Origin of the sequence: Rhodanobacter umsongensis, assembly GCF_042654965.1 — a bacterium.
GTDB lineage: Bacteria > Pseudomonadota > Gammaproteobacteria > Xanthomonadales > Rhodanobacteraceae > Rhodanobacter > Rhodanobacter umsongensis.
This window is the reverse complement of record NZ_JBHSMK010000003.1, coordinates 298,389-323,168: the sequence shown is the minus strand read 5'-3', so window position 1 is coordinate 323,168 and position 24,780 is coordinate 298,389. Positions and strand designations below refer to the sequence as shown.

20 protein-coding genes are annotated in these 24,780 nt (G+C 67.1%); 12 read left to right on the top strand and 8 right to left on the bottom strand.

The genetic code is table 11. From position 1 onward, the window contains the following. Nucleotides 1-32 precede the first annotated feature (32 nt). The 4 genes from ACFPME_RS06675 (at nt 33) to ACFPME_RS06660 (ending at nt 6,372) form a co-directional block, all read left to right on the top strand. Nucleotides 33-1,268 (top strand): parallel beta-helix domain-containing protein, encoded by a 1,236-nt coding sequence (locus ACFPME_RS06675; protein WP_377303373.1) that lies wholly within the window; start codon nt 33-35, stop codon nt 1,266-1,268. 1 nt (nt 1,269) lies between these two features. Next, nucleotides 1,270-2,436, top strand: coding sequence for an SO2930 family diheme c-type cytochrome (locus ACFPME_RS06670; RefSeq protein ID WP_377303371.1), 1,167 nt, complete (start codon nt 1,270-1,272; stop codon nt 2,434-2,436). 65 nt (nt 2,437-2,501) lie between these two features. Beyond that, the gene (locus tag ACFPME_RS06665; RefSeq protein ID WP_377303369.1) at nt 2,502-4,952 is read left to right on the top strand and encodes a TonB-dependent receptor; all 2,451 of its coding nucleotides are present in this window, start codon (nt 2,502-2,504) and stop codon (nt 4,950-4,952) included. A 7-nt stretch (nt 4,953-4,959) separates the two neighbouring features. Then, nucleotides 4,960-6,372, top strand: a complete 1,413-nt coding sequence (locus tag ACFPME_RS06660) for a coniferyl aldehyde dehydrogenase (RefSeq protein ID WP_377303367.1) — start codon at nt 4,960-4,962, stop codon at nt 6,370-6,372. 100 nt (nt 6,373-6,472) lie between these two features. On the opposite strand, the gene ACFPME_RS06655 is transcribed toward ACFPME_RS06660, so the two are convergent. Then, nucleotides 6,473-7,969, bottom strand: coding sequence for an OmpP1/FadL family transporter (locus ACFPME_RS06655; RefSeq protein ID WP_377303365.1), 1,497 nt, complete (start codon nt 7,967-7,969; stop codon nt 6,473-6,475). 251 nt (nt 7,970-8,220) lie between these two features. On the opposite strand from ACFPME_RS06655, the gene ACFPME_RS06650 reads away from it, so the two are divergent. Both ACFPME_RS06650 and ACFPME_RS06645 read left to right on the top strand, forming a co-directional pair. Then, a complete protein-coding gene (locus tag ACFPME_RS06650; protein ID WP_377303363.1) occupies nt 8,221-8,514 on the top strand; it encodes a YcgL domain-containing protein in 294 nt (97 codons plus the stop codon). Nucleotides 8,515-8,594: 80 nt separating this feature from the next. After that, entirely contained in the window at nt 8,595-12,044 is a 3,450-nt protein-coding gene (locus ACFPME_RS06645; protein ID WP_377303361.1) for an ankyrin repeat domain-containing protein, read from the top strand. 60 nt (nt 12,045-12,104) lie between these two features. Here ACFPME_RS06645 and ACFPME_RS06640 read toward each other — a convergent pair whose 3' ends face one another. The 5 genes from ACFPME_RS06640 to ACFPME_RS06620 form a co-directional block, all read right to left on the bottom strand. Then, nucleotides 12,105-13,940, bottom strand: coding sequence for a monovalent cation:proton antiporter-2 (CPA2) family protein (locus ACFPME_RS06640; RefSeq protein ID WP_377303359.1), 1,836 nt, complete (start codon nt 13,938-13,940; stop codon nt 12,105-12,107). A 139-nt stretch (nt 13,941-14,079) separates the two neighbouring features. Further along, nucleotides 14,080-16,275 (bottom strand): peptidyl-dipeptidase Dcp, encoded by a 2,196-nt coding sequence (gene dcp / locus ACFPME_RS06635; protein ID WP_377303356.1) that lies wholly within the window; start codon nt 16,273-16,275, stop codon nt 14,080-14,082. A 120-nt stretch (nt 16,276-16,395) separates the two neighbouring features. Further along, nucleotides 16,396-16,743: a hypothetical protein gene (locus ACFPME_RS06630; protein ID WP_377303353.1), complete on the bottom strand. Its 348-nt coding sequence runs from the start codon at nt 16,741-16,743 to the stop codon at nt 16,396-16,398. 54 nt (nt 16,744-16,797) lie between these two features. Beyond that, the gene (gene bioD, locus ACFPME_RS06625) at nt 16,798-17,469 is read right to left on the bottom strand and encodes a dethiobiotin synthase (protein WP_377303351.1); all 672 of its coding nucleotides are present in this window, start codon (nt 17,467-17,469) and stop codon (nt 16,798-16,800) included. Next, nucleotides 17,466-18,152: a TMEM175 family protein gene (locus tag ACFPME_RS06620; RefSeq protein ID WP_377303349.1), complete on the bottom strand. Its 687-nt coding sequence runs from the start codon at nt 18,150-18,152 to the stop codon at nt 17,466-17,468. Before ACFPME_RS06620 ends, bioD begins: the two co-directional genes overlap by 4 nt. Before the next feature lie 59 nt (nt 18,153-18,211). On the opposite strand from ACFPME_RS06620, the gene ACFPME_RS06615 reads away from it, so the two are divergent. Continuing rightward, entirely contained in the window at nt 18,212-18,703 is a 492-nt protein-coding gene (locus tag ACFPME_RS06615; RefSeq protein WP_377303347.1) for a GAF domain-containing protein, read from the top strand. Nucleotides 18,704-18,733: 30 nt separating this feature from the next. Here ACFPME_RS06615 and yihA read toward each other — a convergent pair whose 3' ends face one another. Further along, nucleotides 18,734-19,393, bottom strand: coding sequence for a ribosome biogenesis GTP-binding protein YihA/YsxC (gene yihA, locus ACFPME_RS06610; RefSeq protein WP_377303344.1), 660 nt, complete (start codon nt 19,391-19,393; stop codon nt 18,734-18,736). A gap of 115 nt (nt 19,394-19,508) precedes the next feature. On the opposite strand from yihA, the gene ACFPME_RS06605 reads away from it, so the two are divergent. The 5 genes from ACFPME_RS06605 to ACFPME_RS06585 all read left to right on the top strand — a co-directional run bounded on the left by ACFPME_RS06605 (nt 19,509) and on the right by ACFPME_RS06585 (nt 23,302). Further along, nucleotides 19,509-20,297 (top strand): c-type cytochrome, encoded by a 789-nt coding sequence (locus tag ACFPME_RS06605; protein ID WP_377303342.1) that lies wholly within the window; start codon nt 19,509-19,511, stop codon nt 20,295-20,297. Nucleotides 20,298-20,359: 62 nt separating this feature from the next. Then, the gene (locus tag ACFPME_RS06600) at nt 20,360-21,238 is read left to right on the top strand and encodes a thiol:disulfide interchange protein DsbA/DsbL (protein WP_377303340.1); all 879 of its coding nucleotides are present in this window, start codon (nt 20,360-20,362) and stop codon (nt 21,236-21,238) included. A gap of 70 nt (nt 21,239-21,308) precedes the next feature. Beyond that, nucleotides 21,309-21,959 carry a thiol:disulfide interchange protein DsbA/DsbL gene (locus ACFPME_RS06595; protein WP_377303338.1) on the top strand — a complete coding sequence of 217 codons (651 nt, stop codon included), beginning with the start codon at nt 21,309-21,311 and terminating at the stop codon, nt 21,957-21,959. Nucleotides 21,960-22,079: 120 nt separating this feature from the next. Further along, the gene (locus ACFPME_RS06590; protein ID WP_377303336.1) at nt 22,080-22,892 is read left to right on the top strand and encodes an endonuclease/exonuclease/phosphatase family protein; all 813 of its coding nucleotides are present in this window, start codon (nt 22,080-22,082) and stop codon (nt 22,890-22,892) included. A gap of 11 nt (nt 22,893-22,903) precedes the next feature. Next, the gene (locus ACFPME_RS06585; protein WP_377303333.1) at nt 22,904-23,302 is read left to right on the top strand and encodes a hypothetical protein; all 399 of its coding nucleotides are present in this window, start codon (nt 22,904-22,906) and stop codon (nt 23,300-23,302) included. On the opposite strand, the gene ACFPME_RS06580 is transcribed toward ACFPME_RS06585, so the two are convergent. Beyond that, the gene (locus ACFPME_RS06580) at nt 23,219-24,772 is read right to left on the bottom strand and encodes a glycoside hydrolase family 17 protein (protein ID WP_377303331.1); all 1,554 of its coding nucleotides are present in this window, start codon (nt 24,770-24,772) and stop codon (nt 23,219-23,221) included. The two genes, ACFPME_RS06585 and ACFPME_RS06580, sit on opposite strands and share 84 nt — an antisense overlap. Nucleotides 24,773-24,780: the final 8 nt, after the last annotated feature.

Sequence of the window (24,780 nt, the reverse complement as noted above, 5' to 3'; positions counted from 1 at the left end):
AGATTTTTCGTTCGAATGGGGAGTTCATGATCATGCGCAAGCTGTTCATCACCATCGCGCTGGGCGCGGCACTCGCCGGCTGCGGCAAGCACGAGGCACCGCCGCAGAACGCCGTCGACGCCAGCTTCGAGGCGAAGCTGCAGGAGCAACTGCTGGATGCCAAGCCCGGCAGCGTGATCGAGATCCCGGCCGGCCACTACGCGCTCAAGCGCGGCCTCAGCCTGCGCACCGACGGCGTCACCATCCGCGGCGCCGGCATGGACAAGACCGTGCTGTCGTTCAAAGGCCAGCTGGTCGGGCCGGAGGGCCTGCTGGTCAACGCCAATGATTTCACCATCGCCAACCTGGCAATCGAGGACACCAAGGGCGATGCGCTGAAGATCAACCAGGGCAGGAACATCACCATCCACGGCGTGCGCATCGAGTGGACCGACGGCCCGAAGACCACCAACGGCGCCTACGGCCTGTACCCGGTAAAGACGCAGAACGTGCTGGTCGAGGATTCGGTGGTGATCGGCGCATCCGACGCGGGCATCTACGTCGGCCAATCGAACAACATCGTCGTGCGGCGCAATCGCGCCGAGCGGAACGTCGCCGGCATCGAGATCGAGAACTCGGTAAACGCCGACGTCTACGAGAACACCGCCACCGGCAACACCGGCGGCATCCTGGTGTTCAACATGCCGAACCTGTCGCAGGCCGGGCATGCGACGCGCGTGTTCAGGAACAAGGTGTACGCCAACAACCTCGACAACTTCGCCGCCAAGGGCGCCGCGGTGGCCAGCGTGCCGGCGGGCTCGGGCGTGGTCATCAACTCCAACGACAAGGTGGAGGTCTTCGACAACGACATCGCCGACAACAAGACCGCCAACGTCATCATTTCCAGCTACTTCTCCACCAACTACTACAACACCCGCGGCGTGGCGGCCGACTACAACCCGTACCCGAAAGGAATTGCCATCTACGGCAACCGGCTCAAGGGCGGCGGCGATTCGCCCGACGGGCTCAAGCTGAAGACGCTGAAGACCGCCATGTACGGTCTCGGCGGCCATTTCCCGGACGTGCTTTGGGACGGCTATGTCGACCCGAAGGACCTGGTGAACGGCCTGCCGCCGGCCAACGACCGCATCTGCATCCAGGACGTCAACGGCGTCATCAATGCCGACGGCCCCCACGACTACAAGAATCCCAGCAACGACGTGAAGCCGTACCAGTGCACGCTGCCGAAGCTGCCGCCGGTCGTGTTGAACCCCGAACCGAAGGTCTGACATGGCGGCCGTGAAACTCGCGAAATACGCCCCGGTGCTGCTGGCGCTGTGGCTGCTGGGCGGCTGCCAGCGCGGCATGTCGCCGGTGGCCTTCCACGCCGACGGCCGGCCGCAGAAGCTCAGTGACTGGCATGTCGTGGAGGTTCATGACGGCACCTTGCAGCTCAACGACGGCGTGGTGCCGTACGACCTCGCCACGCCGCTGTTCAGCGACTACGCGCACAAGCTGCGCACGATCTGGATGCCGAAGGGCACGGCGGCGACGTACCAGCCCGCCGACACCTTCGACTTTCCGGTCGGCACCGTCATCAGCAAGACGTTCTATTACCCGCGCGCCGGCCGCGGAAAGGCCGGCGACGTGGCGCGCACCGACGACTACGCGCACGACTTCGCCGGCGCGGGTCTGGACATGGCGCATGTGCGCCTGGTCGAGACGCGCATCCTGGTGCATCGCGCGAGCGGCTGGGTTGCGCTGCCGTACGTGTGGAACGAGGCGCAGACTGAAGCCACGCTGGCGCGCACCGGCGCCGTGCTGCCGCTGACCCTGGTCGATGCGCAGCCTGCCGCGGGACACCCCGCCCGCGAGGACTTCAACTACGTGGTGCCGGACGAGAGCCAGTGCCAGAGCTGCCACGCCCAGGACTGGGTCGACCGCAAGATCCACCCGATCGGGCCGAAGGCGCGTCATCTCAACAAGGATTACCACTACGCCGATGGCGCGCAGAACCAGCTCGCGCATCTGGCGGCTCTCGGCTATCTCAACGGCGTACCCGCGCTGTCCGAGGTGCCGCGCGAGGCCAGCTGGAAAGACACCCGCGCGCCGCTGGACGCACGCGCACGCGCCTATCTCGACATCAACTGCGGGCATTGCCACAACGGCAACGGCGCCGCCAACACCACCGGCCTCTCGCTGACCCACGACACGCCGGAGGATCGTCACCTCGGCGTCTGCAAGCCACCGACCGCGGCCGGCCAGGGCACCGGCGACCACTTCTTCGACATCGTGCCGGGCCAGCCGGACGAGTCGATCCTGCCGTACCGGCTATCGTCCACGGAGCCCGGCGTGATGATGCCGGAGATCGGCCGCAGCACCGTGCACCGCGAAGGCGTGGCCCTGATCAGGGCCTGGATCGCCGCCCTGCCGGGAACCTGCGTGGCCATCCACTGATTCCGCTACCTGACTTGTGGCGCAATGTCCGCCGCCACGCATCCGATGCAAGGGGAGAGCACCGAATGAGCATTCGCCAACGTCCACTTTCGACCGCGCTGCGCAGCCTTTTGCTGGGCGGCAGCATGCTGCTGTGCGGCCCGGTGCTCGCGCAGACGGCGTCGCCGACCGACCGCCCGCGTGCGGAGCAGTCGACGACTCCGGACAAGGCCACGCAACTTGGCAACATCACGGTCACCGCGCAGAGCCGCAACCAGGAAATGCAGTCGGTGCCGATTCCCTTGCAGATCGTCACCGCCAAACAAGTGGACATGCTGGCCGCCACCGACCTCAGCAAGATGAGCCTGTTCGTGCCCGGCCTGGTGGTCGGTGGCGATCAGCCGACCCAGCCGAGTTACCAGCTGCGCGGTATTTCCACCGACGATTTCGGCATCGGCACCGAGTCGGCCGTCGGCGTGTATGTGGACGGCGTGTATGCGGCGCGATCGGGCGCCGCCCTGCTGGCGTTCAACGACGTGCAGCGGATCGAGGTGCTGAAGGGTCCGCAGGGCACGCTGTTCGGCCGCAATGCTGCCGCGGGCGCGATCTCGATCGTCACCAACGAACCCCGCGACAAATTCGAAGGCCGCGTGCGCGCGCGCTTCGGCAACTACGGCCGGCAGTATCTCGATGGCCTGCTCAACGTGCCGCTCAACAAGGACATGGCGCTTCGTTTCAGCAGCTACAGCAACCGCAGCGACGGCTGGATCACCGATGCCGGCAGTGGCAGGCGCTACGGCGGCGACCATGACTTCGGCACCCGCACCGTGTGGCGCTGGAACCTTTCCGACGACACCCGCGTGCTGCTGTCATGGGATCACGAGAACCTCAAGCAACTGCCGAAGCCGGCGATCGGGCTGATTGCGTTGTCGAACGACACCCAGCAGCGCCCACCGTATCCGCCCGATCCGGCGACCTATCTCAACCCGCTGCACGCACCGCTCTATAACGACGCCGTCGGCGCGGTGGAGAGGCGCAAGTTCGATGGCGCCACGCTGAGCGTGGATCATTCGTTTGCCTGGGGCAGCCTGGTTTCGACCACCGCGTGGCGACGCTTCCATACCGAGAACCGCGGCGACTACGACGGCACCAACCACATCGTCAGCTACCTCGACACCGCCAACCTGGAGAGCAACCGCAGCTGGTACCAGGAGTTCAAGCTGAGCGGCAACTACAGCCTGATCGACTGGGTCAGCGGCGTCAGCTACTACGACGAGCACGCGCGCCAGACCAGCCAGACCAATGTCTTCACCGACAGCATCGACACCCTGGCCGGCAACGTGATGGGCGTGGGCCACCCGCTGACCGACATCAGCAACGGGCTCGCTGCGATGGGCCTGCCGTACACGCTGCTCGGCGATCCCTGGCACGAGGCGATCAGCAATGTCGGCCACTTCAAGGCGTACGCGGCATTCGGCGACGTGATCTGGCACCTCGGCGACAAACTCAACCTCACCACCGGCATCCGCTACACGCGCGACCAGAAGCGGTTCTCCTGGTACAACATGCCACGCCGCGCCGACCAGTTCGACGCCACCATCGCGGCGCTCGGCCAGGCCGGCGTGATCGGCATGCTGCCGCCGCAGGCGCAGTACGCGCTGGCCGCGTTCGGCAACAACATCATCTTCACCGACGCGGTCGGGGTGCCGGTGCAGTTCGGCGACAACTGGAGCGACTTCAGCCCGCGCGCGGTGCTTGACTACAAGTTCACCCCTGACGTGATGGGCTATGTGTCGGCGACCAAAGGCTACAAGGCTGGCGGCTACAACAGCGTGCAGGTGGGTTCGCGTTTCCAGCCGGAGAAGGTATGGAACTACGAGGCCGGCATCAAGACCGTGTTTCCCGAGCAGCACCTGCTGTTGAACAGTTCGGTCTACTACTACAAGTACAGCAACCGGCAGGCATTGACGCTGGACCCGAACGCGGCCGGCTCCGGCGTGCCGCGCTACCTGGTCAACAGCACCGACCAGGAGGCCCGGGGGCTGGAGCTGGAGGCGCAGTGGCAACCGGTGGACGACCTGCGTCTGAGCTTCACCGGGGCCTACATCGACGCCACTTACAGCAAGGCCGTGGCGCCGTCCGGCGTCAGCCTGTCGGGCCAGCCCACCGGCGAACCGAAATTCTCGTTCGCCGCGGCGCTTGGTTATACCTGGCGCGCGGTGGCGGGCGGCACACTGGAGGCCAATCTCAACCATGCGTTCCGCGGCGAGTCGCGTTGCAACCGCGACTCGCAGCTGCAGGGCACCTGCCATGTCAGCCCGAACTTCAGCACCGGCGCCAGCCAGCAACGCACCGATGCGCGGCTGGACTGGAGCGCGACGAACGATCACTGGGGCGTGGCGGTCTACGTCAACAACCTGTTCGACAAACGCTACGTCACCGGGGTGAGCAACATCTCCGCCAGTGTGTTCGGCACGCCCTACGCCTCGATCACGCCGCCACGCATGTGGGGTGTGGAGTGGCGCGCCAAGTTCTGAGAAGCCGATGACAGATCATGCCGCCACCTTGAACGAACAACTGCAGCGCCTGCGCACTGCCCAGGCGAACGATCCGCTGGTCGCCTGGCCGCTGCGCGCCGCCCGGCTGCAGGCGTTGCGGACGATGCTACAGGCGCATCGCGTCGAACTCGCCGCGGCGATCAATGCGGACTTCGGCCAGCGCCCGACAGAGGAGACCGACTTGCTGGAGGTCTTTCCCAGCCTGTCGGCGATCCGCCATGCGTTGCGGCATGGCCGGCACTGGATGAAGCCTCGGCGGAAGCTGGCCGATCTGCTGTTCCTGCCCGCGCGCACCGAGTTGCGGCCGCAGCCGCTCGGCGTGGTCGGCATCATCGTGCCGTGGAACTATCCGCTGTACCTCGCCGTCGGGCCGCTGGTCGACGCACTGGTTGCAGGCAATCGCGTGATGGTCAAGATGAGCGAGCACACGCCCCGCTTCTCCGCGTATTTCGCGACCCTCGCCGCGCAGTATTTTCAGGCTGACGAAGTGCTCGTGGTCACCGGCGAAGCCGATGTGGCCGCAGCCTTTTCAGCCCTGCCGTTCGACCACCTGCTGTTCACCGGTTCGACAGCAGTGGGCCGGCATGTCATGCGCGCCGCCGCCGCCAACCTGACCCCGGTGACGCTGGAACTGGGCGGCAAGTCGCCGGCGATCATCGGTCCCGGCGCGCGTTTCGAGCACGCGGTGGAGCGCATCATTTTCGGCAAGCTGGTCAACGCCGGGCAAACCTGCATTGCGCCGGATTACGTGCTGCTGCCGCGGGCGCGCCTGGCGGACTTCGTCGAGGCCGCCACGCGCGCCACGGCCCGCATGTATCCGCAACTTGCGCAGCACGCGCAATACGCCAGCATCGTTTCCGATCTCCAGTATCAGCGCCTCGTCGCGTTGCGCGAGAACGCTCTGGCCGCGGGCGCCCGGCTGCACCCGCTCGGCGATGCCGCGGAAGATCCGGCCCGCCGCCTGCTGCCGCCGCAATTGCTGACGGAAGTCGGCGACGACATGGCGGTGATGCGCGAGGAGATCTTCGGGCCGCTGCTGCCGTTGGTGCCCTATGACACGCTGGATGAGGCGATCGCCCATGTCCGCGCCCGCCCGCACCCGCTGGCGCTATATCTGTTCGAGCACGATCAAGGCCGCATCGACGCCGTGCTGGCGCGCACCCAGGCCGGTGGTGTCAGCGTCAACGACACCCTGTATCACATCGCCCAGCATGGCCTGCCGTTCGGCGGCGTGGGTGCATCGGGCATGGGCGGCTACCACGGCGAGGCCGGTTTCCGCACGTTCTCGCATCTGAAACCGGTATTCCGCCAAGCCCGTTTCAATGGGGCAGGGCTGCTCAACCCGCCATATGGCGCGCGCTTCAGACGCATGCTGAAGCTGCTGTTGCAACGCGGCTGAGTGGCCGCGCGGACCCGCACCAACAACCTCGCGACCATGAAAAAGCCTCCCCGTCTGCACGGGGAGGCTGTTGTTTTCCACGCATCTGGACCGACCGCTATCAGAACTTGTATTGCGCCGAGAAGCTCAGCAAGTTGCCGTAGTCGTCGAAGTTGCCGGTCAGCGTGTCACCGGTGCCGCTCGTCGTGTTCACGTGCGCCTGGTTGACGAAGATATGCGCGTAGGACGCATTGATCTCGAAGTGCTCGCTGGCCTTGTACCCGATGCCGACCGAGGCCATCTGGCGGGTCGAATCCGGCACGCGCGGACTGCGGGTGGCGAGGTGGGTCGGCGTGCTGTCGACCGCGATACCGGCGCGCAGGGTGAGCTTGTCGCTGAGGTAATAGTCGCCACCGATCGAGGCGAACACCGTGTTGCGCCAGTTGTACGCCTCCGAGGTCGACGGCTGCGAATTGCCGTAGTTCACCGTGAGGTTCTTGAACACGTCCCACTTGGTGTACGCCACGTCGATGCCCAGGCCGAACTTCTCCGCCTGATGCCAGTAGCTCGCGCTGATTACGGCCGGCGTGGTGAAGTCGGCGGTGCCGGTGGTGTGGCTGAACGGCGGAATCGAGGCGGCCAGCGCCGGATTTGACAGCAACACGTCGTAGCCCGGCGTCGTGGTGAAATTGCCGGTGCCCTCCAGGCGATGACTGATCTTGGAACGGTAGTTGAGCCCCAGCTTGTCGTTCGGGGTCAGCTTCCAGTAGCCGCCCAGTTGCCAGCCGTAGCCCCAGTCGTCGCCCTTGATGCGGGCCAGGCCATCCGCGCCCTGCGGGGTCAGCGCGGCGACGCCGGCCGCCGCGGCCTGGCCCTGCTGCACCGCCGCCTGGATCATCGCGGCAGCCTGCGCCGGCGGGATCTGCCCGGCCGCGGCCGCGGCCTGGATCTGCGCCACGCCGGCTGCCGTCTGCGCACCGATGCCCTGCTGGATGCTGAGGCCCACCGCGTTGTAGTTGATCGCGCTGGTCAACTCGGCACTGGTCTTCTGCGCGATCACGCTGGCGCCGAGGCTGAAGGTATCGGTGACATCGAACGAGGCCGAGAGCGTCGCATCCAGCGATTCGAACTTGGACTTGATGCCGTTGTAACGGCCCACCCAGTTCTTGTCGTATTCGGTCTGGAAACCGAACGGCACGGAGAAGCCGCCGCCCACATGCACCCGGTCGCCGACCTGGGTGGCGAAGAACAGAGCCGGCACCGGCAAGGTGGTGCCGCCATCGCCGCCATTGCCGCCACTGATCGGCCGGCCCAGGGCGTCATGTGCGGACCCGCTGAACTTGGTGCTGAAGTTGATGCCGGTGATGTCAGCCTGCAGATAGGTGCCCTTGAGGTCGGTCATCGCGGCCGGATTGTTCACCACGACCGAGACGTCGCCGCCGGCCGTGGCCGAGCCGGCATACGCGCGACCGAGGCCCTTGGCGCTGTTTTCCTTCAGCTGGAAGGCGCTGGCGCTGGCGCTGCCCGGCGCAAACAAGGCTCCGACAATGGCCACGCTCAATGCAGCGAGTGCGAGCGGACGGGTGGCGCCCTTGAGGGAACGGTGAGAAATATGCATCGCTTGCTCCTGCTTGTCGTGATGTGGCTCGGATGGATGGCGGTGACAGCGTTCCATGCAAATTCATACGGACGTTTGAAGCCGCTGGGCCGCACTTTGCCCGCTCGCACAAGGCGTTGCAAGTGCGGTCGCAACATTTAACTAACGAATGAACAGGCGCGGCCGCCGACCATCGCCGGTTTCCGCAGCGGGCCGGTACAGCCCTGCACTGCTACCCTGCGCAGTCCGCCCGTCCGCTTACCGGAGTTGTCATGCAGTGCTTTGTCTACGCCAGCCTGCGCAAGGTCGACAGTTACCTGTGGCTGGCACAGCGCGACGCCTTCGACCAGCTGCCCGAATCGCTGCTGCTGCTGCTCGGCGACCTGCGCTTCGTGATGGAGGTGCAACTGGACGAACAGCGCAAGCTGCCGGTCGAGGACACCGAACAGGTGCTCGTCCACCTGCGCGAGCAGGGCTGGCATTTGCAGTTGCCCCCACAGGAAACCCTGGTCGCGGCCAATCACCCCGATTACACCCATTCTCCGCGGGACCGTCGGGACGATTGATCGCCATCGTCCGCGGCACCTGTCATCGGCGTTAACACTTGGTTACCGTCTGCATGTCCAACGATTTCTATACTGCCGCCATGACCCAGCCCAAATCGCGACGCCGCCCTCCCTTCATGCAAGCCCTCGCATGGTTCATACCGGGCCTGCTTGCGGTCGCGGTCGCCGGGCTGGCCACCCATCCGCTGACGCTGATTCCGCTGCTGCTGGCCAACGCGTTGACCATGGCGGCGATCTGTCATGCGATCGGTTTCGACCCGGAGCCGCGCTTCGGCCGTACCGTCCTCCGCCGTGGCGCGGCACATCTGGTGATGTTCTCCGGTTACAGCGTGCTGGTGTTCGTGCTGGTGGCCTGGCCGATGCTGCAGCTGAGTCGGGCCCCCAGTCTCGGTGCGGCACTGATCCTGGCGGCAGCCCTGGTGTTGGCGTTGAGCGCGTTGTGGCGGCTGTGGCCTGCATTCGGCCTGGTGTTCGTCTGGGACGATGCATACCCGAGCCAGCGTGACGGTTCATGGATCTTCACCGCCACCTTGCGCAGCATCGCGTTCGGTCGCCATCTCTCGCACGAGGAGCGCTTCTTCAGCCATTTCCTGCCGGCCGCATTGTCGCTGCTGGTGCTGGCGTTCGGCGCGATCGCGTTGACCGGGCTGTACGGCGTGCTGCCTCCGGAGCCGCGCATCGCCGCGCTGGCGATCTATGGCGTGGTGCTGTTGCCGCTAGGCTGTCTGGTGATCGCCAACCGGACGCTGCGCGCGCTGCTGTGCGAGCGGCATCAGCCGCGCCGACGCGGCGATCACGGAGCATCGTCGGCGAATCGTGAACCGGCGTCGCGTCCGGTGCTGACCGAGCAGGAGCGCACGGCCGGTACGCCCGAGCAGGCCGAAGCGCTGCTGGCAGCCACCCGCGGCGGCGACATCGAACGCGCGCTGGCGCTGGTCGAGGCTGGCGCGAATCCGGACACTTCTCCTGACGCCGACGATCGCGACCAGCGCCCGGTACTGATGCTCGCCGCGCTGCTGCCGGACACCCGCCTGCTGCGCGCGCTGATCGCCAGGGGTGCCGACGTGAATCGTGCCAGCGGCGGCATCACGGCGCTGCTGGCGGCCACCCGCGACAGCTGGCACGGCCGCGCCGAAGCGGTGCTGACCCTGCTCGCCAACGGCGCCAGCCCGCTGGTCACGGACGCCGAGGGCAACACCCCGCTGCATGGCGCGGTGCTCAGCGCCGAACCCGGCGTGGCCGCTATGCTGCTGGACGCCGCCGCACCGATCAACGCCTTGAACAAGGCCGGCGTCAGTCCGCTGGCCACCGCCTGCCGTGCCGCCAACTGGCCGTTGGTGAAGTTTTTGCTGGAGCGCGGCGCCAAGCCCGCGCCGGCCGACGGCGAGCCCGCCCTGGTCGCCGCCGCCGGCATCGCCGACGATGACGTCGAAGGGATCAAGCTGCTGCTCAAGCACCGTGCGGCGGTCAATGCCGTCGATGCGCGCCACCGGCATGCCTTGCTGAGTGCCGCCGCCGAGGGCCACGAACAGATCGCCCGCGCCTTGTGCGCCGCTGGCGCCGACGTCAAGCTGGCCGATCAGCACGGCAGCACCGCCTTGATGGAAGCGGCGCGCGCTGGCGCGTGCGGCATCGTGCAGCTGTTGGCCGAGGCACAACCCGATGCGCGGGTGCGCGACCAGCATGGCCGCGATGCGCTGACCCTGGCCTGCCAGTCGCCGCATGCCCACGGCGAAACCGTGCGCGCCCTGCTGGCACTCGGTGCCGAGCCGAAAGCGCCCGGCAGCGATGGCCGCAGTGCACTCGACCATGCTGCCGCGGCCGGTCGCTGGGATCTGGTCGCCCTGCTCGACCCGGATACTCCGCTGCCGACCAGCCTCAGCCACGATCTGCTCGCCGAGGGCGCCGATACCCCGGCGCATCTGCTCGATGCGCTGCGCTTCGGCCACTGGGCGATCGTTTCGGGCTTCGCCGAACGCGTGCGCGAATGGCCGCAGCCACAACTGGCGCAGCTGTATCTGGATCTGGCTACGCCAGGCCTCGCCGCCGCCCGCCGCTGGCTGCTCGATCACGGCCTCGATGCCGAAGCGCGGCTGGAAGCGCCGCGCATCGACGACGCCGACACTGTAGGCAACCCGGTTCCGCCGCCGCTGGGCCGACGCCTGTTCGACGCGTTGCTGCAGCAGCTGCCGAGTTCGACCGAGGCGCTGGACGACCTGCTGCAGGCCGGTGCCAGCCCGGCCGGCGCCGGCTTGCTGGCACACGCACTGTCGCGTTTGAACGGCGTCGCGCAAAGTGCGGCGCTGCCGCTCGATCTGCTGGAGCGGGGGGCCGATCCGTTCGGTCCGGATGCACGCGAGCGTACCCCGCTGCATCTGGCGGTCATCAACGGGCAGTCCGGGCTGCTGCAGGCCTTGCTGAGCCGCGGCTGCGATCCGAACACGCGCGATCGCGACGGCCGCACGCCGCTGTTTGCCGCGCTCGAACATGGCGCGCAGGCGCTGCCGCTGGTACGCGCGCTGATCGCCCATGGCGCCGACCCGGAGGCTGCCGACGCCAACGGCGAAACCCCGCTGGGCCTGGCGCTGGAACACCCGGGCGTCGAGCGCTGGCTGGACTGGCGCGACTGGCAGCGGCCGGATCGCCCGTTGCGCCCCGACGACCTGCCGGCCGCCGCGACCGCCGGCGCTCTGGCCACCGTGCAACGCCTGCTGGAACTGGGCTTCGCGGTAGACACCCGCGACGACCAAGGCGCTTCCGCCCTGGTACGCGCCTGCGGCGCCGGACATCGCGACGTCGCAGCCTGCCTGCTCGATGCGGGTGCCGATACCTCGGTGGCCGCGCGCAGTGGCGTGACCGCGCTGGCGGCGGCCGTGGCGGCGCGGCGCGAGGCGCTGGTGGCGTTGTTGCTGCAACACCACGTTGCCGTCGACCAGCGGCTGCCGAACGACGCCACCGCGGTGATGGTGGCCGCGGCCATGGGCTATCCGGACATCATCGAACTGCTGCTCGGCGCCGGCGCCGACGTCAACGCCGTCGATGCCGGTGGCCGCAGTGCACTGCATGCAGCGGCCCAGTTCGGGTTCGAACACAACGACAGCCTGCGCGCGCGGCGCCTGTTCGACGTACTGCTCAAACACGGCGCCGACATCAACCATGCGGATGCCGAAGGCAAGACGCCGTTGCTGCTGCTGCTCGGCGCACAGCTGCGTCCGGGCAGCGAGTGCGATGCCACCCACATCGGCGCGCTGGTGCCGTTGCTGCTGGATGCCGGCGCCCGGGTCGAACACGCCGACCAGCGCGGCGTCACCGCGCTGCACGCCTGCGCGATGCACGCCTTGCTGCCCCCGGCGCGCGTGCTGCTGTCTCGCGGCGCCGATCGCCACGCCGCCGACGCTTTCGGTCGCACCGCCGCGGACGTGGCGCGGCAGGTCGGCTATGTCGACATCGCCCATGAACTGGCCGCCCGCACCAGCGCGATTCCCAGCGTGCGGCAAACCCTGCGGCAACCTTCCGCGCCGGCCGACTGAGCGAGCGGTGCGGCGCAACCCCGGACTGTTGCGGGCGAGGAAGACCTCTTCGGCAACCCGTCAGTTGTCGCCGCTCAAGGGAACGCCGGCGTCGCGCCGCCGCTCGCGCTCGGCCTGCGGAGCCGCGTCGGCCTCGAACAGTTTTTCCAGATCGGACAGCGCCTCGCGGGTGGTCTGCACCAGCTTGGTTTCGTCGTCGTAGACCAGGTACTGCGCCTTGAGCAGATCCGCATCCTGGCGGCGGAAACGCTCCACCTGATCGGTTGCCTGTTCCGCCGTGAGGCCCAGCGCTTCCAGCGCCTTGCGCGTCATCTTGAGGCTGGAATACAGCGTCTCGCGCACGGGCTCCTCGATGCCCAGATCCATCAATCGCCACACGTGCTGGCGGTTGCGCGCGCGCGCGATGACCTTCAGATGCGGATATTGCCGGCGCACCACGCGCGCCACGCGCAGGCTCGATTCGGGATCGTCGCTGGCCAGCACGAAGACTTCGGCCTTGTCCGCCTGGGCGGCGCGCAGCAGTTCCGGCCGCGCCGGATCGCCGTAGAAGATGTCGGTGACATTGCCGAAGCGCTGCACCAGATCGAGCTGTTCGACCGAGTGATCCAGCGCGACGAAGGGGATGCCCTGCGCGCGCAACACGCGCGCAATGATCTGGCCCATACGCCCGTAGCCGGCGATGATCACCCGCGGCACGTGCGTATCGATGACGTCGTAGGCGCGTGTCGGCTTCTTCGCCTTGTTGCCGAGCACACGCCCCAGCAAGGCCACCAGCAAGGGCGTCAACGCCATCGACAGCGAGATCGCGAGCACCAGCAGGTTGTGCTGCGGTTCGCTGAGGATGCGCTGCTCACCGGCCATCTTCAGCACCACGAACGCGAACTCGCCGCCGCAGGCCAGGAGCACCGCCAACCGCAGCGCCTCGGCATGATCGAGCCCGCCGACGATGCGCCCCAGCGGCCACAGCAACACGCCTTTCAGCAGCAGCAAGGCGCACACCACACCAAGCACGTACACGGGTTGATGCAGCAGCAGCGACAGATCCATCGTCATGCCGACACTGATGAAGAACAGACCCAGCAACAGACCCTTGAACGGCTCCAGGTGGGATTCCAGGTCATGCCGGTACTCCGAATCGGCAAGCAGCACGCCGGCGAGAAAAGCGCCCAGCGTCGATGACACTCCGGCCAGCTCCATCAGCCACGCCGTGCCCATCACCACCATCAATGCAGTGGCGGTGGACACTTCCACCGCATCCGCCTTCGCCACGAAACGGAACACCGGGCGCAACAGGTAACGCCCACCCACCACCACCGCCACGATCACCCCGACCGTGCGCAGGATGCCGACCAGATCCGGGCCATGCTGGATCGACGAACTGGCCAGCAGCGGCACCATCGCGATCAGCGGAATCGCCGCCAGATCCTGGAACAGCAGGATCGCGAACGCCTGCCGCCCGTACGCCGAGCCGGCTTCCTTGCGCTCGGCGAGGATCTGCAGACCGAACGCGGTCGAGGACAACGCCAGGCTGCCGCCAACGATCGCGGCCGCCTTGCCGGTGAGGCCGAACAGGAAATAGGCCGCCGCCGCGATCGCCACGCTGCTCGCCAGCACCTGCAGCAGGCCGGTGCCGAACACCGATCGGCGCATCACCCACAGCCGCCGCGGCGACAGCTCCAGGCCGATCACGAACAGCATCAGCACGATGCCGAATTCCGAGATCGTCGCCACTCCCTGGGTATCGTTGACCAGAGCCAGCAGTTGCGGCCCGATCACCACGCCGGCCAGCAGGTAGCCGAGCACCGAGCCGAGCCGGAACCGCTTGGTCAACGGCACCGCGATCACCGTAGCCAGCAGGAACACCAGCGCCGTCTGCAGATAGTGGTGGTTGTCCACGCGTGGGCGGCTCCGTTCGGGGAGGCTCGATTATTCCACGCCGCGGCATCCATGCGGGCCACGCCGGCCATGGGCCGCCAGGAGAAGAACCGGCCCGCACGTGGCGGGCCGGTTCTTCAAGCGGGGTGACGCGTGCCGATCATTTCTTCGGCGCGTCCTTCAGGCCGCGGTTCTCCAGCATCGGCTCGATCTGCGGTGGCTGGCCGCGCCAGTCCTTGTACATCTTCGCCAGATCCTCGGTGTTGCCGCGCGAGAGCACCATCGCGCGGAAGCGATCGCCGTTGGCGCGGGTCAGGCCGCCCTGATCCTTGAAACCCACGAAGGCATCGTCGGCCAGCATCTGGGTCCACAGGTAGGCGTAGTAGCCGGCGGCGTAGCCGTTGCCCCAGATGTGCTGGAAATAGCTGGAGCGATAGCGCGGCGGCACGTAGCCGAGATCGATCTTGTCCTTCTTCAGCGCGGCGGCCTCGAACTGGTCGGCATCCTGCAGCGGCGCGTCGGCGCCGAGCATGTGCCAGTTCATGTCCAGCAGCGCGGCGGAAACCAGTTCGGTCATGCCGTAGCCGGAGTTGAACTTGCCGGCCTTCTTCATCTTGTCGACCAGGGCCTGCGGCATCGGCTGCCCGGTCTTGTAGTTCTTCGCGTAGTTGGCGAAGACCTTCGGATCGGTCGCCCAGTGCTCGTTGAATTGCGACGGAAACTCGACGAAGTCGCGCGCCGTGTTGGTGCCGGACAGGGTCGGATACTGCTCGTCGGCGAACAGGCCGTGCAGCGCGTGGCCGAACTCGTGGAACATGGTGGTCACGTCGTCGAACGACAGCAGCGCCGGCTGGCCAGCGGCCGGCTTGCTGAAGTTGCACACGTTGAAGATCACCGGTTGGGTGCCGAGCAGCCTGGACTGGGTGACCAGGTTGTCCATCCAGGCGCCGCCGTTCTTGTTGTCGCGCTTGAAGTAGTCGGCATAGAACAGCGCCATCGAACGGCCATCCTTGTCGAACACCTCGAACACGCGCATGTCCGGCTGGTACACCGGAATGTCGTGGCGCTCCTTGAAGGTCAGCCCGTACAGCTGGTTGGCGGCGTAGAACACGCCGTTTTGCAGCACGTTGTCCAGCTCGAAGTACGGCTTGATCTGGCTTTCATCGAGATCGAACTTGGCCTTGCGCACCTGTTCGGCGTAGAAGTTCCAGTCCCAGGGCGCAAGCTTGAGGCCGCCATGTTGCTGGTCGATCAGCGCCTGGATGTCCTTCGCCTCGACCTTGGCGCGGGCGGTGACGGCCGGCACCAGATCCTGCATGAACTTCAACGCCGTCTCCGGCGTTTTCGCCATCTGGTCGTCCAGTTTCCACGCCGCATAGTTCGGGAAGCCGAGCAGCTTCGCCTGTTCGGCACGAATCTGCGCCAGCCGCACGATGGTCTTGCGGGTGTCATTGACGCCGCCCTTTTCGGCACGGCTCCAGGAGGCATCGAACAACGCCTCGCGGGTAGCGCGATCGCTCAGGTCCTGCAGTTCGGGCTGCTGGGTGGTGTTCTGCAGCGACAGCACGTACTGGCCGTCGAGCTTGCGCTCCTTGGCGGCCTGCGCCGCGGCAGCGAGCTCGCCCTCCGACAGCCCGGCCAGCTTCGCCTTGTCGGTGATCACCGGCGCGGCATCCTTGGTGGCGGCCAGCAACTTGTTGGTGAACGCCGTGCTCAGCGTCGATTCTTCCTTGTTGAGGTCTTTCAGCTTCGCCTTGTCGGCGTCGGAAAGCTTTGCGCCGGCATGCACGAAGTTCTTGTAGACCACCTCGACCAGCCGCGCCGATTCCGGATCGAGCTTGAGCGTGTCACGCTGGTTGTAGACGGCCTCGACGCGCTGGAACAGACGACTGTCGAGATGGATCGCGTCCCAATGCGCGGCCAGCCTGGGCGCTTCGTCCTCCTGCACTTTCTGCAGCGTGTCGTTGGTGTTCGCGCCGGTCACTGCATTGAACGCGGCCATCACGCGATTCAGCATGGCACCGGATTTCTCCATCGCCACATAGGTGTTCTCGAACGTCGGCGCCGCCGGGTCGGCGGCGATCTTCTCGATCTCGGCCATGTGCTGGCGCATGCCATCCTCGATGGCCGGCTGATAGTCCGTGTCCTTGATGCGATCGAACGGCGGTGCCTGGAACGGCAGCGTGCTGGCGCTGTAGAACGGGTTGCTGGTCATGGCGTTGCTGGCCGCTGCGGCAGTGCTGGCGGCAGCCGCCGAAGCGGCTGGCGCAGGTGGATTCGCGGCGCTTTCCGGCTGTTGCGAACAGGCGGCGAGCGCCACCGTGGTGGCTAGTGCGATCATGCGCAGACGAAGCATCTGGTGTCCCCGGGTGGTGTGCCCATGCCGGGCACGAAAGTCGTGATCGCCGACTGTACCCACACCGCCGCCACTTTCCAAACCACCACCGCTGTACCACCAACTGAAGCGCAGGCAGGTTCAGGCGACGCGCAGGTCACGCAATTGCCACGCCGCGCCGATCAGCAGGTACAGCCGGTGACGTACCACGCTCATCGGCAAATCGGTAATCAGGTCGACATCGGTACGCAGGTCGGAAACCTGCGCGGTGGCCTGCGCCGTCGGGTCGACGCTACCCAGGCTGCCGTCCACGGCATCCGGGTCGGGCTGGGCCGCTCGCCAGCGCCGGAACAGCGCGTCGTCGCGCAAGGCTTGCTGCAGTGCCGCGGCAAAATCGTTCGGCCCGGCACCATCGTAGGCGAAGCGCGGGTCGTCGCCACGTGCGTGGGCCAGGTCGGCGATCGAAAGGTAGTAGTGATTGCGGGCCATGCGTGTCTCCAGCGGTGGATATCGACGTCCATGCAAACATGACCGATGTGAAGCTCAGCCCAAAACCGATACCGCCAACTCGCTGGCCGCCTGCGCCGGCGCCACCGCATGCGGCAACACGCCGAGGCACGGCGCCGGCAGCAGCTCGCGCAGCGTGGCCAGGTTCTCCGCCTGCGCCTCCATCGCCGGATCGATGCAGTTGCCGATCCAGCCGAGCAGGCGGCAACCATCGGCGGCGATCGCGCGCGCGCTGAGCAGGGCATGGTTGAGGCAACCCAGCCGCAACCCGACCACCAGGATCACCGGCAATCGCCACTGCTTGGCGATATCCGCCGCGAACAGCCCTGGCGCCAGGGGCACCAGCCAGCCGCCGATGCCTTCGACCACCACGCATTGATGATCGGCACGCAACTGGTCGAAGGCTTTGCGCAGCGGTGCCAGCGAGATCTCCACGCCCTCATGTGCGGCGGCCAGGTGCGGCGACAGCGGATCGCGCAACGCAACCGGATTGATCGACGCATACGGCAGCATCGTGCTGCTGGCTGCCTGCAGGGCCAGCGCATCGTCGTTGCGCAGGCCATCGACGGTTGCCACGCAACCGCTGGCCACCGGTTTCATGCCGCAGACGCCGTAGCCGGCCCGGCGCAATGCGTGCAACAGCGCGCACGCTGCGTGCGTCTTGCCGATGCCGGTATCGGTGCCGGCAATGAAGACGGCCGGCATCACGCCTGTGCGTAACGGCGATTGAAGCGCGTCACCACCGGTCCGATCAGGAACAGCAGCGAGTACATGAAGCCGGGGATCGCCCACGCCCACGCGGGCGACGACAGCGGCAACAGCAGCGCGGTCAGCGCCGAGACCAGGCCGATGGCAGCCGGCACGCTCCATATGCGCATTTCGCGGCGCGCATCCAGGTTGCCGAAGCCACGCCGGGCCGCGCTCTTCGCCGCATGCAGGAACAGCAGCGTCAACGTGCCGGCCATGCACGCATACGACAGGCCGTAGCAGGCGAACAGGGTGCGCATGTCCAGCGGACCGCCGACCAGGCGAAAGTCGCTGGGCAGACGACCGCCGCTCAGCCAGGAGAACACGCCGGAAAACACCATGTGCAGCGGGTAGACGAAGATCATCGCAAAGAACACCAGCAGCAACGACAGCCAGCGGCCAGTGGCATCCGCGCTGTGGCAGCGCTTGCGCCAGCGCACATGGCCATGCCAGAAGAATGCGATCTGGAAAAAACACACGGCGAACGCGGGGATGCCGCCCAGCGCGTGCAGCAGCTTGCCGGTGCTGTCGGGGATCGATTCGCCGCCGATCAGCAGCAGGGTCAGGATGAACGCGAACGCGCCGTCCACGAACATGTCCAGCCGCCCCGCTTCGATTCCTTCGCGCTGCTCGGTCAAGCTCATGCTGCCTCCCCGTCTGATGGCTCGGCGCATAATACGGGCTTTGCCGCTGGACGCATCGCATGTTCGAACTGAAATCCCACACGTACGCCAGCAAGCGCGAGCACTATGGTGATCTGCTGTCGCAGGCGCGCGGCCTGCTGGCCGGCGAGCGCGATCTGATCGCGAACGCGGCGAATTTCGGCGCGTTGATCTATCACAGCCTGCCCGAACTCAACTGGGCCGGCTTCTACCTGTACGACGGCCACGAACTGGTGGTCGGTCCCTTCCAGGGCAAACCCGCCTGCATCCGCATCGCGCTCGGCCGCGGCGTCTGCGGTACCGCCGCGCGCACCCGCGAAACCCAGCTGGTGCGCGACGTCAACACGTTCGAGGGCCACATCGCCTGCGACGCCGCCTCGCAATCGGAGATCGTGGTGCCGCTGATCAAGTCCGATGGCAGCCTGCTTGGCGTTTGGGATGTCGACAGCCCGGTGATCGACCGCTTCGACGAGGACGATCGCGCCGGGATGCAGGCGCTGTGTGCGGTGTTCATGGAATCCGTGCGCGGCTGAGCGCGCTCGCCCGTTGCCGGGGCACCTTCTCTAGCGCTCGCGCCCCTGATGCGCGCCTTCGCGCGGCTGCCGCAGCAGCGTCATCACCGCCTGCCTTGCCTCGTCCACGCCGGTGCCGGCGGACGAGGAAAAGATCTGCGCGGTGGCGTGCAGACCCTCCGCGGCGAATTGCTTGCGCAAGGCGGCCAGCGCCTGGGTGGCCTGCCCGCGCGAGAGCTTGTCCGCCTTGGTCAGCAGCAGGTGGCACGGCAATTGGGTGGCGAAGCAGAACTCCAGCATCAGCCGGTCGAACTCCTTCAGTGGATGGCGGATGTCCACGATCAGCACCAGTCCACGCAAACTGCGCCGCTGGTGCAGATAGGCATCGATCTCAAGTTTCCAGTGCTCGCGCATCTCCAGCGGCACCTTCGCGTAGCCGTATCCGGGCAGATCGATCAGGCGCACGTCCGGCGGCGGCTGACCTTCCACCTGGACGGGCGGGGGCAGGCTGAAGGCAACCATCTGCTGCGTGCGGCCCGGCGTCTTGGAGGTGCGTGCCAGGCCCTTGTGGCCAGTCAACGCATTCAGCGCGCTGGACTTGCCCGCGTTGGAGCGGCCGGCGAACGCCACCTCGGCCCCCTGGTCGGCAGGAAGCTGGCTGATGCGATGGGCGGCCAGCACGAACTGGGCACCCTGAAGCGGATTCGACATGGGAATGGTTTGACCAAGCTATGGTGGCGCAGGGATAATTCTGCGGTTTCTGCCTGTTGCAAGCCTCGTGGCCGCAATCTGGGCAGTGTTCGCAAGTCTCTCGGGAGTCAAGTGTATGAGTTTTCGGTCCGCTGGTTTTCGGCCCGCTGTTCTCGGGTCTGCCATAGCCCTCGTGTTTGCACTGTCCGCCAGTGCGCTGATGGCACAGGACGCCCAGCCGAAAACTGCCGCGCCAGCCGCTGCGGCCACGGCAGCGGCGCCGGCTACCGCCACCACCGCGGCAGCGCCCGCGGCGACGGCCGCCGAAGCAACCGCCGCCGTCAAACCGGGCGACGCCACCGCGGGCCAGGCGAAGGCCGCCGTCTGCGGCGCCTGCCACGGCATCGACGGCAACTCCAGTGACGCGCAGTACCCGAAGCTGGCCGGGCAGAGCGAGCAGTACATCGTGCGCCAGCTGACCGATTTCAAAGCCGGCAAGCGGCAGAACCCGATCATGATGGGCATGGCCGCACCGCTGTCGACGCAGGACATGCACGACGTCGGCGCCTATTTCTCCAGCAAGACACCCCTGCCCGGCGTGGCCGATCAGGCGCTGGTCGAGCGTGGTGAAACACTGTTCCGCCAGGGCGACGCCACCCGCGGCATACCGGCTTGCATGGCCTGCCACAGCATCGATGGTCGCGGCAATCCGGGCGCGAAGTATCCGCAGCTGACCAGCCAGCACGCACAGTACGTCGAAGCGACCCTGAAGTCCTGGCACGACGGCACTACCTGGGGCGACGATGCGCAGTCGCAGATCATGCCGGCCATCGCCAAGAAACTGGAGCCCGCCGACATCACCGCGCTGTCCAGTTACATCGAAGGCCTGCACAGCGCCGGCGACCAGCCTGTCGCCACGCCTTGATTGACCAGCGCCGACCGAAGGGTCGGCGCTGTCGGTTTCATGCCCCACCTGCGAGGTTTGCCATGTTGAAGCGTCTGCCGTTCCTGTGTGCCGCCCTGCTCGCGCTCGCCGCCTGCAGCCATGACCGCGGCACCGGCGCACCCGCGCAACCGGCAGCCAGCGTCACTGCGGCCACGCCGGCTTCCGTCGCTGCCGCCACGCCCGCCGCTGCGACGACAACCACCGCGCCTGCCGCAGCCGGGAGCACGACACCGGCCGCAGGCGATACCGCCACCGACGCGGCCGAACCCGCGCCTGCAGTTGCGGCGAAGCCATTCGTGGACGACGGCAAGTGGGTCGAAGGCAAGCACTACTTCGCGATCGAGCCGGCGCAGCCGACCAGCCACCCGGGCAAGATCGAGGTGACCGAGGTGTTCTCCTACGGTTGTCCCGCCTGCAACGGCTTTCATTCCACCGTCGACCAGATCGCCCGGAGCCTGCCGTCGAATGCGGTGATGAATTACCTGGCTGCCTCGTTCCGCCCCGACGAGAACTGGCCGATGTACCAGCGCGCGTTCTACGCGGCGCAGGCGCTGGATCTTGTCGGCAAGACCCACGACGCGATGTTCGATGCAGTGTGGAAGAGCGGCGAGCTGTCCACTTACGACCTCAGGTCCAGCAACCTGAAGCCCAAGGCAGCGTGGCCCACGATCGACGACGCGGCGAAGTTCTACGCCAGGTACGGCGTGACCGCGCAGGAATTCACCGGCGTGGCAAATTCGTTCACCGTCAACACCCGCATGAAGCGCGCCGATGACCTGATGAAGGCTTACGGCGTCGACAGCACGCCGACCATGATCATCAACGGCAAGTATCGCTTCACGCCGATCACCGCCGGCGGCTTTGCCCAGTCGATCGAGCTGACGCAGTGGCTGGTGGCGAAGGAAGCGGCGGGCAAGTAGACAGGTTTCCCGCGTCAGCTGATCTGCCCCACCAGCGGCCGCCTGGCCGCGCTGCGAAGAGTAGGCCCCCATGTTCAAGCGATTCGTCCTGCTGCACCTCCTCGCGCTGTCCACCGGCCTGCTGCTCGCCAGCGCCTGCACGGCGCAATCCAGCGCGCCGGCGCCGTACGCCGAAGGCAGCGAGTACGTGACCCTGCCCGGCCCTCATCAGCGCTACAGCGGCGAGGGCAAGGTGGAAGTGGTCGAAGTGTTCTCCTACGGCTGCATCCACTGCGCCCAGTTCGCACCGACCGCCGACAAACTGCGCAAGCAGCTGCCCGCGGGCGTGACTTTCAAGCTGTTGCCGGCGCCGTTCAGCGCCGAGTGGCTGCCGTACGCGCGCGCCTATTACGCGGCGAAAGAGCTGGGCGTGGTCGATCGCACGCACCTGCAATTGTTCGCCGACAAGTTCGGCCAGCATTATCCGATCAGCTCGATGGACGAGCTGGCCGATTTCTACGCCCGCCAGGGCGTCGACCGGGCGCAGTTCATGCGCATCGCCACGTCCGCCGAGACCACCGCCAAGCTGAAGCGCGATTTCGCGCTGATCCAGAAATGGCAGGTGGACGGCACGCCGTCCATCGTGGTCGACGGCAAGTACCGCGTCACCAACGTCCATTCGCTCGACGAACTGGCGGCGGTGGCCCAATGGCTGGCCAAACGCGAACTGAGCGGCAAATAAGCCGCACCTCGCGCCTGCCGAGCGCGAGGCATGTCGTTCACATGCGAAGGCCCATGCTTGGATGCAAGGCGCGTCACACTCCGCGAGCGTCGACATCCCTTTCCCCTGTAGGGTGTTGCGATGACCCGCGCCACCATTCTTGAACCCGCACCCGTCGAGCGCCACTTGCGCCTGCTCAGCTGCAACATCCTCGCCGGCGCCAGCGTGGCGCGTTACAGCGAGTACGTCACCCGCAGCCTCAACGCGGTGTTGCCCGGCCGCAGCAAGATGGACAACCTCGACCGGCTCGCCGAGGTGTTGCCGCAGTTCGACGTGATCGGCTTGCAGGAGGCCGATGCCGGCAGCCTGCGCTCGGGCTTCCTCAACCAGACCCGGTACCTCGCCGAAACCGCCGGCATGCCGTTCTGGAGTCATCAGCCGAATCGGGCGATGGCGCGGCTGGCGCATTCGGCGAATGGCCTGATCAGCCGGCTGAAGCCGCATTCGGTGCTGGACTACCCGCTGCCCAGCCGGATCCCCGGTCGCGGCGCATTGCTGGCGCAGTTCGGCGAAGGCGACAATGCGCTGGCCGTGATGATCGCGCATCTGTCGCTGAGCGCCCCGGCGCGCGCGCGCCAGCTCGGCTTCATCGCCGAGCTGCTGCACGATTTCCCCCATGCGGTGCTGATGGGCGATCTGAATGCCGAGCCGCACAGCGTCGAGATGGCCCAGTTGTTCGCCAAATGCAGCCTGCAGCCACCGGCGCAGCCGACGCCGACCTTTCCCAGCTGGAAGCCGCGGCGGGCGCTGGACCACATCCTGACCTCGCCAGCGATCCAGCTGGACAAGATGTGGGCGCTGCCGCAGGCGTTCTCCGACCACCTGCCGCTGGCCGCGGAGATCCGCCTGCCCGCCCATGTCGGTGGCAAGGCCACGCCGAGACGCCGCCGATGAATCCGAAGCTGATGAGGCGAGCCCTGCCATGGCTCTTGCTGGTAGCGGTAGCGATGGCGACGGCGTGGCTGCGTTACGGCCTGATCGAATCCAGCGTGATCGGCCAGCGATGCAGCGCCGGCGACGCACCCGCGTGGTGCCAGTGGCGACAGCTGCTGGTGCTGGGATTCCTGCACGACGTCTACGGCATCGCCGCCCTGGCGGCCGCGGCGCTGGCGTTGTGGCGCCCGCGCCTGTGGCTGGCCTGGCTGGCGGCCGCGCTCGGCATCCTTGCCCTGGAACTGTATGGCGTCGAAGCCGGTGCGCTGGCGCTGTTGATCGGCAGCCTACGGCTGCTGCGGCTGCAGGCGCGTGTCGCGCCATTCGACCAGCACCGGCACGGCCAGCAGCAGGTTCATTCCCAGCCATAGCCATGCCACCGGGGTAAGGCCGGACTCCTGCACCAGCACCGCCGCCGCCAGCAGCGGCAGCCAGGCCGCCAGGAAACATTCCTCCAGCGACGGCTTCAGCCGTTCGCGCCGGTCGGTCAATCCCCCGAGCAGCGCAAAGCCCGCGCACGGCAGCAGGAACAGGCCCAGCGGGAAATCCCGGTAGCGTCCGTCGAACACCAGCAGCAACCCGTAGAACGCCAGCGCGAACAGCCAGCCCGTGCGCAACCAGCGCGGTGGCGCCGGCGGCCTCGCGCCGGCCAGCCGCGCAGCGATCCGGCGCGCCAGCAACAACGCGGTGAACAAGGCCAGCACGCAGGCGAGCGACGACAGCGTCCATTCCCAGCCATCGCGACAGGCGAACCACATCTGCCGATATTGCCAGGCCAGCGCGCAGCCGCTGGCGACCCCGGCCAGCGCCAGCGCGGTCCAGCCGCGCCAGCCATCGTTCCCGCGCCGCCAGATGCCGGCCAGCCCAAACAGGCCCGCTCCCGCCAGCCCGGCGAGCCAGCCGGCCCACCAGAGCGACTCCTCGACCACCGGCCCCTGCATCGCAAACTTCGGCCGCGCCTGCGCATCGAAGATGCCCCAGTAACCGCCGGCGGCGCCTTCCTGCGCGCGCTTCCACGGCTGGTCGAACGCCTCGATCACGTTGTACGGCATGTGCACGGTCGCCGCGTAGCGCAGGAACTCGCGCAGGTAGCGCGCCTCGTTGACGACGCTGGCGCTGGCCGCCTGGCGTGGCCGGCCGGCACTGGGCCAGCCGGTCTCGCCGATCATCACGCTTCGCCCGGGGAACGCGTGCTGCACCTTGGCGTACACCGTCGCCACATGTTGCACGGCGCGCTCCGGCGAGACCGGCCGATCCTCCCAGTACGGCAGAATGTGGACGGTGAGGTAGTCGACCGAACTGGCCAGCTCCGGATGGCGCAGCCAGAATTCCCACACGTCGGCATACGTCACCGGCGCGCGGACCGCCGCGCGCACCTGGTGCAGATAACCGGCCAGTTGTGCCGGCGACAACTCGCCGCGCAGCAGTACCTCGTTGCCGACGATCACCCCGCGCACCACCTGCGGATGCGCCTGCGCGGTAGCGATACCCAGCCGGATCTGCCGGGCGTTCGCCTTCGCGTCGCCACCCAGCCAGATTCCCATCAGCACCTTCATGCCGTAGCGTTCGGCGATCTGCGGCACGGCGCTCAGCCCCTGGCCCTGCGAGTAGGTGCGCACGCAATCGAATCGCTGCGACAGCGCGCGCAGGTCTTCGTCGATGCGTTCAGGGCTGATGAAGGCCGTCGCATCCAGCGGCGTCTCGCCAGCGCGGCGGAACGGCGCATATGACACGCAGGCAATCCGCGCCGACGGCGCATCCGGCAACACCACCGGCCGCCCGATCGCCCACCACCAGTACAAGCCGGCCAGCGCCAGCAGCAGCAATACGATCCACGTCAATCCACTTC